The sequence below is a fragment of the Mucilaginibacter corticis genome (assembly GCF_007558865.1).
Classification (GTDB): domain Bacteria; phylum Bacteroidota; class Bacteroidia; order Sphingobacteriales; family Sphingobacteriaceae; genus Mucilaginibacter; species Mucilaginibacter corticis.
In genome coordinates this window covers 542,539-556,593 of record NZ_VLPK01000003.1, presented here as the reverse complement: position 1 = coordinate 556,593, position 14,055 = coordinate 542,539, and the positions used below count along the sequence as shown (strand labels likewise).

The window sequence follows — 14,055 nt, the reverse complement described above, 5'->3', positions numbered from 1 at the left end:
CCTTCAATCCTATAAATCATAGTTCAGACCAATTGCCAGCTATCTTCATCTTTTAGTAAAGCAAAAATGCTTCTGGGCTCCAGCTCTAAATAAGGATAAGTAACCTTCGACAAATACAGCCCTTGCGGATAAGCGGGAATGATCACAGCAGGTGTTTCTTTACTGATGAGATAAGATTCAAATTCATCAACACTCATTTTACCACGGCCAATGTCTAACAACCGGCCCATGATGATCCTGATCATCTTGCTTAGAAACCTATTGGCCGAGATCTGAAAACGCAGCTTGTCGCCACGCTCATCTACATATAAAGCGGCTGTGGTTACGTTGCAGATGGTATGATCATTACGGTCCGGGCTTTTGCAGAAACCGCGATAATCGTTATACAGCGGTAGCAGGGCGACCGCCGCTTTCATTTTGTCAAGATCCCAGTTTATCTCTAAGTACAACGCGCTAAACTCGCTTAAAAACGGGTCTTTATAGGTATGGATAAAGTAATCGTAAGACCGTTGGATGGCATCGAAACGCGCGTGGGGCAGTCCCTCCATCGGGATAATATCAAACACTGCGATATCATCAGGCAGTACCTTATTGAGGCGAAAGAACAGATCGAAGTCCCATTCCTTCTCCACATCCATATGGAAAAAGAATTGGCTGGCATGTACCTGCGCGTCGGTACGGCCGCAACCAACAATGGCGACCGGCGTTTTCAGCAGACTGCTTAGCGCGGTTTCCAGTACTTCCTGTACATTCAATACTCCCGGGTGCTTTTGCCAGCCACTGTATTTAGTACCATGATAACCAATGTGGATAAAGTAGCGCATAAACCCCTCTAATCTCCCCCAAGGGGAGGCTTTAAATATACGGTTTATAAATTACGATAAAGCCCTCCCTTAGGGGAGGGTTGGGAGTGGTGTTAAACTTTCTTGGTGGCAAATCAAATGCTATGGCCTCGTGCTCAAAATGTCCCCTGTGCGAACCATCGCAAAATGGTTTATTGGCCGACAGGCCGCAGCGGCAGATAGACACTACTGTACGGCCTTGCAGGCCGTAGTTGTTGCCTTGCATATCAACTATTTCAAAATCGCCTTCAATCTTTACAGATCCGTTGTTATTAATGGTAAGTTTTGTGCTCATTATATAAATTATGTTTCAACAAATATAATTTAAAGCGCAAGCCATTTACTGACTATCTGTTATTCAGAAACTATCTTAGTTTGTTGCTAAGGTTCTGTTTTACAGTGTTGTACCATTCGTCTTTCAGGATGCTTAGTATAATGGAATCACGGCGACTACCATCGCGCAGGGGCATATGGCTCCTGATAACGCCTTCAACCGTACAGCCTATGCTTTTCATGGCGGCAATGCTACGCTGGTTCCGGTTGTCGGCCCTGAACTCAACTCGTTCTGCACCTAAAGTTTCAAAAGCGAACTGTAATAGCAAAAACTTGCAATGTTTATTTAAACCTGTTCCCCTGAAATCTTTGCCGTACCAGGTGTAACCCAACTGCAAAGCGCCATTATTTACCTGGATATCATAAAAACGTGTGCTGCCGGCATAGGCATTATTCTTTTTATCATATACAATAAAAGGGTACTCGGTACCCGCACCGCGGGCAACCAATGCTTCTTCAATATAGGCTTTCAAAGCTTCTTCGCCTGCGGCAGATTTTGATGAATAATCCCAGGTTTCAGGCTCATTAACAGAAATGTTTAAAAGGTTAAGCACATCGGTTATTTGCAGCGGCCTTAATAACACGCTCTCATCTTCTAACGTATATTCTGCCGTTTTATTAAAGTTTAAAGCCATTTGTTGAATTTTTAAAAAATGTTAAAATGTTTTATTGCAACAATCGTCATATGGTTATTGATAATTGAAACAATTGCACAATCTTTGACAAATAAACATACATGCCGCCAGAAAAACATCAAATAGATCAAAAAAAGCCGCCGGGTATTTTTAGCATCCTGAAGCCTTACCTCGGGTTGGTTGCCTTGCTTATGCTGTTTGCTTTATTCAGTAATGGTATTAACCTTTTACTGCCTAAAATTATAGCCACAGGCATTGATGCCTACACGCATAAAAATTTTAATGTTAAACACATCATTACGCAGTTTAGCGGCGCGGTGGTGCTCATTTTTATCTTTGCTTATTTGCAGAGCATTATTCAAACCTACGCGTCAGAGCGTGTAGCTCGCGATCTGCGCACCCGCCTTTCTGATAAGATCTCGCGGCAAAGCCATGCTTTTATTGAAAAAGCCAATCCATCTAAATTGCTTACCAATTTAACTGCCGATACAGATTCGATAAAACTCTTTGTATCACAGGCTATCGTATCTATAGCGTCATCCGTATTTATTATTGTTGGTGCAAGTATTTTGTTACTTACTATTAACTGGCGGCTGGCGTTAACTGTTATCGCCATTATCCCCATAATAGGCGGTACGTTTTTTTATGTACTGAAAAAGGTGCGGGCCTTGTTTGTTGAAAGCCGCCAGGTTATTGATTGGTTAAACAAGATCATCAACGAGAGTATTTTGGGCGCTGCGCTGATACGGGTTATCAATTCGCAAACGCTTGAAACTATGAAGTTTTTAGAGGCGAACACCAAAGCGCGCGATTTTGGCCTTTCTATTTTAAGGATGTTTGCCGGGCTGATCCCTATCATTACGTTTACAGCAAACTTGTCGGCGCTTACCATATTGGCGTTGGGTGGGCACTATGTAATTTCCGGCAGCATGACTTTGGGCGATTTCGCTGCTTTTAACAGCTACCTGTCTATGCTCATCTTCCCGATACTGGTAATAGGTTTCATGAGTAATATCATTGCCCAGGCAACGGCATCATACACCAGGATCAGTGTTATACTTGACGCGCCCGATATGGAAGATAGCGGCATTATAACAGACACTATAAAAGGCGATATTGAGTTAAAAAATGTTACGCTGACTTATGGACAAAAGCCTGCACTTAAAGATATATCGCTCAACATAGCAGCAGGGTCAAAAATAGCCATATTGGGGCCAACGGCTGCCGGTAAAACCCAACTGCTTTATTTGCTTACGGGTCTTATTAATGCCGATAGCGGAACGATAAAGTTTGATGGTAAAGATCTGGCCAGCTATAACAGCGAGGCGTTTCATAGCCAGGTGGGCTTTGTTTTCCAGGACAGTATAATTTTTAACATGAGTATTCGTGAGAACATAGCGTTTAGCGATACCGTAACCAACGAATCATTACAAAAAGCGATAGATACCGCCGAACTGAAAGATTTTATTGACAGTTTGCCCGAGGGATTGAATACCATAGTTTCTGAACGGGGATCAAGCCTGTCGGGCGGGCAAAAGCAGCGCATCATGCTGGCAAGGGCTTTGGCGGTTAATCCAAAAGTATTATTGCTTGATGATTTTACAGCCCGTGTTGATGCCAATACTGAAAAGAATATCCTGGCCAACGTGCAAAACAACTATCCCGAAATAACATTGGTTTCGGTAACACAAAAAATAGCGGCTATTGAACATTATGACCAGGTTGTTTTATTGATGCAGGGCGAAATAGTAGCCAGCGGCTCGCACAGTCATTTAATGGATAGCAGCCCGGAGTATGTACAAATTTTTAATTCACAACAAAGCACCAGCAATTATGAATTATAATTTGAACAAATTATCAGAGCAGGCCGAAAAAACATCAAACTTATCGGCACTTAAAAAACTGCTGCAGCTGATCTCGAACGAGAAACCTACTTTGCTGTTAGCCACAGTGGCTATCCTGGTAAACTCTACGCTTAACCTGTTAGGGCCGCTTATTATCGGCCATACTATCGACACCTACGTGCAGCAGAAGCAATATCATGGCGTGCTGGTATCGTCAGGCATATTATTGGCCATGTACCTGGTGGCATTGGGGACCAGTTACGCGCAAACAAAATTAATGGGCGGGGTAGGGCAACGCATGTTGTTTACTCTACGCAACGCAATTTTTAATAAGCTGCAGCTGTTACCTGTTGATTTTTTTAACCAGAACAAGGCGGGTGACCTGATATCGCGCGTAAATAATGATACGGATAAACTGAACCAGTTTTTCTCGCAGTCATTAGTGCAGTTTATTGGTAGTATAGCCACCATGACCGGCGCGGGTATTTTCCTTTTGATCATTCATATACAATTAGGTTTGGCAGCTATTGCGCCTATGGTGCTGATATTGATCTTTACCACCATTGTATCGCCCTGGGTTAAAAGAACAAACGCAAGGAATTTAAAGAGCGTGGGCGGTATGAGTGCCGAGATACAGGAAAGTTTGAACAATTTTAAGGTAATTATAGCCTTTAACCGCCGCGATTATTTCAGGAAGCGTTTTGACGATGCCAACCGGCAAAATTATAAAACCGCCATAAGCGCCGGTCTGGCCAATAACGTTTTTATGCCGGTTTACAGCTTCTTTTCAAGCGTAGCACAGTTAACGGTATTGGTGTATGGTATTTACATGATAGGCAATGGTTTTTCCATCGGTTTGCTTATTGCCTATCTGTCATATGTTACCTTGTTCTATAATCCGTTAAGGCAACTGGCGGCATTGTGGGCAAACTTCCAGACCGCTATGGCTGCCTGGGACAGGATTTCGCAGATATTAGGTTTGGAGACAAATCTTATAAGTGTTGCGGATACTAAAGCCGAATCATCAGCCACATTATTAGAGTTTAAAAATGTACATTTTGGTTATGCTAATGATCATGAGATCTTACACAACGTAAGCTTTAAAATGGAGCGCGGCAAAACTTACGCATTGGTTGGCCCTACAGGTGGCGGTAAAACCACAACTGCTTCATTAATAGCAAGATTGTATGATCCTAATAAAGGAACGGTTTTATTGAACGGAAAGGATATAAGGAGTTATGACGACGATGAACGCTCGCAAAAAATAGGCTTTATTTTGCAGGAGCCATTTTTGTTTACCGGTACCGTGCGTGACAATATTTTATATGGGAACCCGCTTTACAAAGACCATACTACCGAACAAATGGAACAGGTAATTGCCGATGCTAACTTAGGTAGTTTGCTGGCCATATTTGATAACGGGTTGGATACAACTGTATCATCAGGCGGAGATAGCATCAGCTTAGGTCAAAAACAACTAATAGCTTTTATGAGGGCTGTTTTACGTAACCCTGATCTTTTGATACTGGATGAGGCTACGGCCAATATCGATACCATTACCGAAAAATTATTGGGCGATATCCTGAATAATTTGCCGGCACATACTACACGGGTAATTATTGCACACCGTTTAAATACCATTGAGAATGCCGACGAGATCTATTTTGTAAACTCGGGCGAAGTTGGCAGGGCCGGCTCTTTAGATGATGCTGTGAATATGTTGCTTAAAGGCAAACGTGTAAGTTAATTATTCGGCAGGCTCATCAGGTTTGGTAACGGTATCGGCCAGGTTTTTGGGCAAAGTAATTTTAAATGTCGATCCCTTGCCTGCTGCCGATTGCACATTGATATTACCATTATGTTTTTCAATAATACCAAATACAATTGACAGCCCGAGACCTGTTCCTTCGCCTACGTTTTTTGTAGTGAAAAAAGGTTCAAATATGCGTTGCCTTACCTGGTGTGTCATGCCTATGCCTGTATCTGTAATTTCAATGGTAATATAATCCGGATGGTCATGCGTATATATCGTAATACACTCGTTAAGATGTGTTTCTTTGGCCTTGATAGCTTGTATGCTGTTACTGATCAGGTTTAGCAGTACCTGGTTTATTTTACCCGGATAGCAGTTTAGCGGCGCTAATTTATCCAGTATAGGTTTTATCTCGATGTAATAGGGGATGGCGCTTCTTAATATCACTAGGGTGCTCAATATGGCAGTGTTGATGTTGGTGGGCAATAATACCAGCTCGTCCAACCGGCTAAAGGTGCGCAAGCTTTGCACTATTTCTGCAGTGCGGGAAGCGCCGTCTTCTATACCATCCAACAAAGTAAGTATTTCGTCCTTAACAAAATCGGCATCTATTTTATTCTTGTAGTCGTTGGCTTCTACCAGTAAACCGGCGGTTTCGGCATTGTTAGCTGCGGTTTCGTATTTTTTTAAAAGGCTGAAAATCTCGTTAAAATCTAAACGCAGCGGTTTAATATTGGCGCTTACAAAATTTATGGGGTTATTTATCTCATGTGCCACACCCGCGGTAAGCAAACCTAAAGAGGCCATTTTTTCCGTTTCTATCAACTGTACCTGTGCCGATTTAAGGTTATCTATCGTGATGGATAAATTTTGGTTGGTTTGGATCAGTTCTTGCGTGCGCTCTTTTACCTTATTTTCTAAAAATATATTCTGTTCGGTTATCAGACGTTCGTTCTCTTTAGCAATAGCCAGAGCTGCCAGTTGTGACTCGGTATTTTGCTGCCTGTAAAAATTTATCTTGTCCGCCAAGGCTACGGAGAAAAGTATTAACTCTATCAGTGAGCTGTATAACAACACATTAAGTGTGAAATGATTATACGGCACCACACCGCCATTACGTGTAATTGAAATTACAAGGGATATTAAAAACAGTCCCCAGCCTAAAATGAAAAATTTTGCCGGTTTAAATCCGCGCGAATAGAGGATTGAAACCAGGAACAACAGAGTTATGCAAGTTACCAGGGCAGAAATAGTTATTAATGTATAAGCTATATGTGGTAATCCGGCAATTACTGCTATTACCGGTAAGCCATATAATACATACAGCAACAAGTAAAATTTATAATATCTGTTAAGGTTTTGACGGAATTGTAAAAATTCGCCGGCGAATAACAGTAAAGAATAGCCAAAGCAGATCCTTAGTAACGGTGTAATATAATTGTTTAATGTTTTAAGGTCATTTGGAAACAAATTACTGCCGATGCCGAGGATCAACGATTGCGTAGAGCCAAGGAATATGATATAAATAACGTAGAATAAATAACTTCTGTCGCCAACGCTTATAAACAGCATGAGGTTATACAGCGCCATAATGATGAACATGCCAATAACGGCACCATTTATCATGATATCGGCATTCCGCTTTCGCGTAAATTGATCGGCACTATTTATCTCGATCGGGATGACCGACGATGCGTTACTCTTTATCCGTGCATAAAATGTCTGTGTTGAATTTAACGCAAGCGGCACATTGATCAACGTGATGCTTTGAGTTAAAAGATTTGAATTAAACCGTGGATCGGTAGATGAAAGGTGATTTAATAATAATCTATGATCCGCGGTATCCGCTGTTGATTCTATATAATAAATGTCAAACTCGTCAATTATACTTTTACTGATAGTTATTGGCAGGTATTGCCTGCTGGTGTTGTTTTTTATAGTAAACTTTAACCAAGTAACAGATTTAGAATATTTAAGGCGCGGAAACGACGAACTTATGCTGTGAAACCGGCTGTCATTGATGACGTTTTTCGCTTGTAAGGTATTGTAAGGGTCTTCTAATTCAAGGAAATATTGATTGGTGAGGTAATGCGCCTCGCTGTCACGAATAACTAAAGTATCAGGTTTTGATGCAAACGCGCCAATATTTTGTACCAGGAAAGCTAAGATTAACAATATTTTTTTCATTTTTACAAAGCAGTGGTGCGGCCAATAATAGCAAATAAAAATGCATAGAATATTAAAAATTTATGCATCCTGTGAAATAAAATATAAAAATACAATAACCGTTAAAGTTTGATCATGGCAATAGGTGTATTATACGTTGATGACGAAATTAACAATCTTAACAGTTTTAAGGCGTCGTTCAGGCGTGATTTTGAGATCTTTACCGCCAGTTCGGCAAAGGAGGGGCGCAAGGTGCTTGACAGCCAGGAGATAGGTGTTATTATAACAGACCAACGTATGCCGGGCACTACAGGGATCGAATTTTTAGAATCTATTTTACCTGTATACCCGGATACCATAAGGATACTGTTAACCGGTTTTTCAGACATAAACGCAGTAATGGACGCCATTAACCGCGGCCAGGTTTATAAATATTTGGTTAAGCCCTGGCAAAACGACGAACTTAAAATGTATATCGAAAACGCGCTCGAAATTTATAATCTCCGTAAAGAAAATAAGGACCTTGCCCATAAACTACAATTGGCTAATGCCGCGCTTGATGCCTTAGGCAGACCTGGTTTATAGTTTATAATAGTAAGATCAATTCGGTAAAAGGTACGTATATTGTGATACCAATTATTCGAAATAAACGTTTCTTTTCTAAATTATAAACACTTGAAGAAGGTCTTTTACATCCTTGTAATTCCCCTGTTACTAATTGTAGACTTTAAAGCTTATGCGCAAACTAATAAAGGCACAGAGTTCTGGACCGCTTATATGTTGCATAATGCCGGTATTGCCGGCAACGGAGCAAGCAGTATGGTGCTATATATTACGTCAGATATTTCAACAATTGGCAGTGTTGAAATAGGTGACAATTTACTGCAAAATTTTAATGTTACCGCTAATGCTGTAACCATTATCAAGATCCCCAGCAGCGCTTATTTATCCGGTATTGGTAAGTTTTCAACCCAGGGTATCCATATTAAATCAGCCAGGCCAATAGCGGTTTATGCCCATATCTATGCTTCAAAAGTATCAGGCGCGACTTTGCTTTTGCCGGTTAACGCTATGGGTAAAGATTACCTATCGCTCAATTATAAGCAACTATCGAATGCGCCGGATGATAACCCCGCATTTTCAACCTTTGCCGTCATAGCAACCGAGGATAATACAACGGTATCCATAACACCATCGGCGGACCTAACAGATGGGTCGCCTGCGGGTGTACCTTTTAATGTATCTTTAAACAAAGGCGAGATATACCAGGGTCTTGCAGCGCTTGATCTTACCGGGACAAAGATCCAATCTATAAGTACGGCTACGGGTTCGTGCAAAAAAATAGCAGTGTTTTCGGGCAGTTCAAGGATGGGGATAGGCTGTGTGGCAAATAAAACCAATGATTTTAGTTCTGATAACTTATTTCAACAGGTTTACCCAACATCAACCTGGGGAAAAAACTACATCACCGCTCCGCTTGCAAACAGGCCCTATGATGTGTTCCGCATCGTATTAAGCGACCCGAGTACCGCGGTAACCTTAAATGGGATGGCGCTAAGCACAACATCTTTTACTAACGGTCTGTATTATGAATTTAGCTCAACTGCCCCCAATAGTATCTCAGCCGATAAACCAATACAGGTGGTGCAATATTCGCCTACACAAAACCAGGAATTAGATTGTACCCTTGGAAAGGGCGATATTGGTGACCCTGAAATGATCTATCTGAGCCCTGTAGAACAGGGCCTTAACCACGTTACACTTTACTCAACGGGATATTATGCCATTTTACAAAGTTACGTTAATGTAATTATTCCCACTTCGGCAGCTTCATCAGTTACAATTGATGGGGTGTCTTACGCCAATAAGTTTATCGCTGTTCCAAACTCCAACTATTCATACGCACAAATTAAGGTGATATCGGGGCCGCAGGCGGTCAGTAATACAACATCAATTACAGCAGGTACGCATACCATCAATGCCTCGGCATCATTTAACGCTATTGCTTACGGGTTTGGCTCCAATGAGTCGTATGGTTATGGCGCTGGTGCCAATCTGCAGGATCTGAATGAATATGTGGCGCTTCAAAACCCACTAACACCAACCGTTAACCAGATAGCCGGTTGCAGTAACGTCGCTTATAAGCTACAGGTAACTATTCCTTTCCAGACAACCAGTATTAACTGGAATATGGACGGTACTCTTCTATATACAGATGCAAACCCGGTAGTAAAAACAACTACCACAAAAAATGGCATATTGCTTTATACCTATGAGTATAATAAGCTGGTAAACCTTACTGCCGGCACACATGATGTAATTGCTACTGTATTTAACCCGGTAGCTGATGTATGCGGATCAAATCTGGATATAGAAAATGATTTCTCGATCACTGATCCGCCGGGCATTAGTTTTAGCGTCGCCCCAACCGGTTGTCTGGGCGATTCGACAGCTTTTACAGATAAAACACCTGTAACAGCAGCAGCTATTAAAAGTTGGTTATGGGATTTTGGCGACAATACTACATCAACACTGCAAAACCCTAAACATAAATATGCTGCACCCGGCAAATATCCTGTACGTTTAACCATTGCTGATTTTAGCGGATGCTCAAGCGTATCGGCACCTACAACTGTAACGATAGCAACCCTTCCGGTAGCTGGATTTGAGTCGTCAACGCCCGATTGCTCGGGCCGGGTGGTTACGTTTAACAGTGCTGCATCCAAAGCCACGCAAGGAAACATCATTAATTGGAACTGGGATTTTGGTGATAGTATAAAAGTTTCATCGACGGATGGTAAACCGGTTACACATACTTATACAAAAGTAGGGTCGTACAAAGTAAAATTGGTTGTTGTTACAGACCTGGGCTGCATTAGTGATACGTTAACAAAAACTTTAACAATAAACCCGCTACCTGTTGCCAACTTTACTGTGCCGGATATATGCCTGCATGACCCATACGCTCAGTTTACTTCAATAAGTACTATTGCCGATAATACGGAAAGCGATTTTACTTATAAATGGGATTTTGGCGACCCGTCAAGCGGTAGTTCAAATACATCAACAGAACAAGCGCCCAAACACATTTACCATGCGCAAGGCAACTACACGGCCAAATTAACAGTAACATCAAAATACGGGTGCGACTCGACCATTACAAAAACATTCCCGGTAACAGGGGCTAATCCCGACGCCGGTTTTACTGTAAAAAGTGAGGCAAACCTTTGCAGTAGTGACAGTGTATCGTTTACAGATGTTTCAGCAATTACCGTGGGTAACATAGGCAATGTAATTAAACTGGTATGGTTCTTTGATTATGCCAATCACCCTACCGATAGCGTTGTGTTTGACAAAACTACTATGCACAATAATAAAATATACAGTCATTTTTACGGGATAAATAATACTACCCTATCGCAAAGTTATAACGTAGTATTACATGCTTATTCTGGGCAAACCTGCTGGACACCATATCAAAAAACAATAATCATACAGCCAAATCCCGTAGTAGCGTTGGTTATAAATAAAGTTGCGCTGCCTGATCCGCTGGTATTATGCCAGGACGATGCTACCGTAAACATCACCGGAAATTCAAACATTGCTGGTACCGGCACATTTACAGGTACGGGTATAACATCGGCAGGGGCGTTTGATCCTAAAACAGCAGGGCCGGGCACTTATACCATCAATTATTTGTTTACTGCAAATACCGGTTGTTTGTACGCAACAAGTTTCCAGGTTGTGGTAAATCCTACACCCGATGTATCATTACCTGCGCAATACACGGTTCTGGAAGGTGCACAGATTACGTTACGGCCGGTTGCAAGTGTTGCAGGCGGCGGCAAGCTTAGCTATAAATGGTCACCATCCACAGGGTTAAGCCAGGATACCGTTGCAAACCCGGTTGTAACTTTATTAAACGATATTACTTATACTTTAACTGTAACGTCAGACCAAAGTTGCCCGGTATCGGTAAAAACGTTTGTAAAGGTTTTGAAAGTGCCTGTCATTCCAAATACTTTTACCCCTAACGGTGATGGTATAAATGATACCTGGGAGATCAAATACCTGAACGAATATCCAAACGTTACTGTCGAGATCTTTAACCGTTACGGGCAAAAAGTATTTTTCTCAAATGGTTATGCTAAACCTTGGGATGGCCAAACAAATGGTAACGGATTACCCGTAGGTACTTATTATTATATCATCAGCCCAAATAGTGGTCGTAAACCTATTGCCGGATATGTAACCATAATACGCTGATGTTAAACACGTCGGCTATATTAATATTGCGATATAAGGTACTATCATCCAATAGATTTAATAAATTAGTTGCCTGTATTATAAACTTTGAAGTTTGCATTAATTCCTGGTCAGTTTAAATATGCACTAAGCCGGTGGTTTTTTGCCTTGGGCTTGTTTTGCGTTTTTTTATTCCCGATAAAGGTAATAGCTCAAAATTCTGTAATCGTTTCAAATGGCGACGTCGTTGCATTACCTTCCTTCTCATCGGCAGGCTGTTCTTATAAGTGGGTTAATAATAATACGGCTGTGGGTTTAAAAAGCAATGGTGTTGGCGATATCCCCTCATTTACTGCTATAAATAAAGGAACCACACCAATTATTGCAACCATAACGGCTACACCTACGTCTGACGGATATGCTTATATTGCCAATTCATCCTTAAATACGGTATCTGTATTTAATACGGCCAACGGAAATTTTGTAAAAGATATTCCGGTAGATAATCAGCCATGGGCAGTGTCAGTAAGCCCTGATGGAACAAGGGTTTATGTATTAAGCATAAATGACGTATATGGGCATGCCGGTATAGGTACCGTTTCTGTAATAGATGCTGCGCAAAACAAGGTTATTTCTACCATTCCTGTCGGAAGAAATGCCGGTTCAATAGTGGTTAGCCCCGATGGAAAAAAAGCTTATGTAGCCAATAAATCAAGCAATACCGTATCGATCATTGATCTGACAAATAATACGGTGTCTGATATCCCCATTACTTATGCCTTGAGTGTGGCCATAAGTAATGATGGTAAAACATTGTATGTTACTGCAGATGGTATTGCAGCTACAGGTACACTTTATGCAATAAATACTGCAGATAAATCAATTATTAAAACAATACCGATAGGTTTAAGCCCCGACGGCATAGTTGTAAGTGCAGACGGCAATACCGTTTACCTTACCAATGATTACTTAAATACAGTATCAGCAATTAATTCCAAAACCTTTGCTGCTACCACTATCCCTGTTGGCCAGGCACCTTATAGTTTAGCTATTACTCCTGATGGTAAATCAGTTTATGTTTCAAACTTTCTGTCTAAATCTGTATCCGTAATTAATACGGCAACGAATTTGGTAGTGCAGACAATACCTGTGCAGGGCGCCCCACAGGGTATATCTGTTAGCCCAAGCGGTAATTTGCTTTATGTAACCAGCGTTACGCCAGATATGGTTACTATGATCAATACGTCAAATAATCAAATAATATCATCAATCCCATGGCAGGGGCAACCTAACTCTACCGGTAATTTTATATCTGCGGGTATAGGTTGTAATGGCGTTCCGATTGTATTTACAGTTACTGTAAATCCTGCGCCTGTTATCACTGATCCGGGAATCATCCCGGCCTTGTCTGAGCAATACGGTACAGATGGAATTACCCAAACAATAAATATATCGGCCGCTTACCTTAAAGAGGGTTTAGTAATTACGGCCTCTGATAGTTTTGAAGTAAGTACAGACAATATGAATTTTAGTAATACGGTTACTGTAGGATCGGTAGGGGATATACCGTCCACTCCCATTTACGTCAGGTTGAAATCAAAATTGCCTGCTGGTAATTACACCGGTAATATACAACTAACCAGCACGGGGGCGACAACTGTAAATACCCCAATAAGCGGAATAGTAACACCTGCGCCGTTAACCATTACCGCGGACAATAAGCACAAGTTTTTGGGTGATGACAACCCCGTTTTTACAGTGAAATACACAGGCTTTGTAAACTCGGAAGATTCGACACAATTAACAAGCCTGCCTGTAGTAACTACCACTGCTGGTAAATTGTCGCCGGTAGGGTTATACCCAATTAACGTAAGTGGGGCAGTTGCCACTAATTATACTATATCATATATGCCGGGTGTATTGGAAATTATATCCGGAACGGTAAACCCGCCCAACGCTTTTACGCCAAATGGTGATGGTATTAACGATAACTGGGAAATAAAGCACTTAGACCTGTACACAAATTGCACAGTAGAGGTATTAAACCGCTACGGCCAAAAAGTTTATTACTCTAATGGATATCCTATCCCCTGGAATGGAAAACTTAACGGAACAAACTTACCGGTTGGTACCTATTATTATATTATAAAACTTGGAAATTCTACAAAACCTGTGACGGGCTATTTGGCTATTTTAAGATAATGATTAAAACTGTATATTGTAGGGCATAAATATTA

At 41.3% G+C, this 14,055-nt stretch carries 8 protein-coding genes and 1 pseudogene; 5 read left to right on the top strand and 4 right to left on the bottom strand.

The window, feature by feature from the left end; genetic code table 11:
• Window positions 1-23: 23 nt before the first annotated feature.
• The 3 genes and pseudogenes from FO440_RS17880 to FO440_RS17870 all read right to left on the bottom strand — a co-directional run bounded on the left by FO440_RS17880 (window position 24) and on the right by FO440_RS17870 (window position 1,810).
• Window positions 24-824 (bottom strand): tRNA pseudouridine synthase A, encoded by an 801-nt coding sequence (locus tag FO440_RS17880; RefSeq protein ID WP_144249649.1) that lies wholly within the window; start codon window positions 822-824, stop codon window positions 24-26.
• A gap of 94 nt (window positions 825-918) precedes the next feature.
• Window positions 919-1,140: pseudogene (locus tag FO440_RS17875) on the bottom strand (CDGSH iron-sulfur domain-containing protein); the annotation flags it as partial.
• Between the two features lie 67 nt (window positions 1,141-1,207).
• A complete protein-coding gene (locus tag FO440_RS17870) occupies window positions 1,208-1,810 on the bottom strand; it encodes a GNAT family N-acetyltransferase (RefSeq protein WP_144249648.1) in 603 nt (200 codons plus the stop codon).
• Window positions 1,811-1,911: 101 nt separating this feature from the next.
• Here FO440_RS17870 and FO440_RS17865 point away from each other — a divergent pair, with 101 nt between their 5' ends.
• The gene (locus tag FO440_RS17865; protein ID WP_144249647.1) at window positions 1,912-3,654 is read left to right on the top strand and encodes an ABC transporter ATP-binding protein; all 1,743 of its coding nucleotides are present in this window, start codon (window positions 1,912-1,914) and stop codon (window positions 3,652-3,654) included.
• Window positions 3,644-5,401 (top strand): ABC transporter ATP-binding protein, encoded by a 1,758-nt coding sequence (locus FO440_RS17860; RefSeq protein ID WP_144249646.1) that lies wholly within the window; start codon window positions 3,644-3,646, stop codon window positions 5,399-5,401. The genes FO440_RS17865 and FO440_RS17860 overlap by 11 nt, the downstream gene beginning before the upstream one ends.
• On the opposite strand, the gene FO440_RS17855 is transcribed toward FO440_RS17860, so the two are convergent.
• Entirely contained in the window at window positions 5,402-7,594 is a 2,193-nt protein-coding gene (locus FO440_RS17855; protein ID WP_144249645.1) for a sensor histidine kinase, read from the bottom strand. It abuts the gene before it with no gap.
• A 114-nt stretch (window positions 7,595-7,708) separates the two neighbouring features.
• Between FO440_RS17855 and FO440_RS17850 the strand changes: the two genes are divergently transcribed.
• From FO440_RS17850 to FO440_RS17840, 3 genes are all read left to right on the top strand, one after another.
• Window positions 7,709-8,158, top strand: coding sequence for a response regulator (locus tag FO440_RS17850; RefSeq protein ID WP_144249644.1), 450 nt, complete (start codon window positions 7,709-7,711; stop codon window positions 8,156-8,158).
• A gap of 90 nt (window positions 8,159-8,248) precedes the next feature.
• Window positions 8,249-11,839 (top strand): PKD domain-containing protein, encoded by a 3,591-nt coding sequence (locus FO440_RS17845; protein ID WP_144249643.1) that lies wholly within the window; start codon window positions 8,249-8,251, stop codon window positions 11,837-11,839.
• Between the two features lie 87 nt (window positions 11,840-11,926).
• Window positions 11,927-14,020: a T9SS type B sorting domain-containing protein gene (locus tag FO440_RS17840; protein ID WP_144249642.1), complete on the top strand. Its 2,094-nt coding sequence runs from the start codon at window positions 11,927-11,929 to the stop codon at window positions 14,018-14,020.
• Window positions 14,021-14,055: the final 35 nt, after the last annotated feature.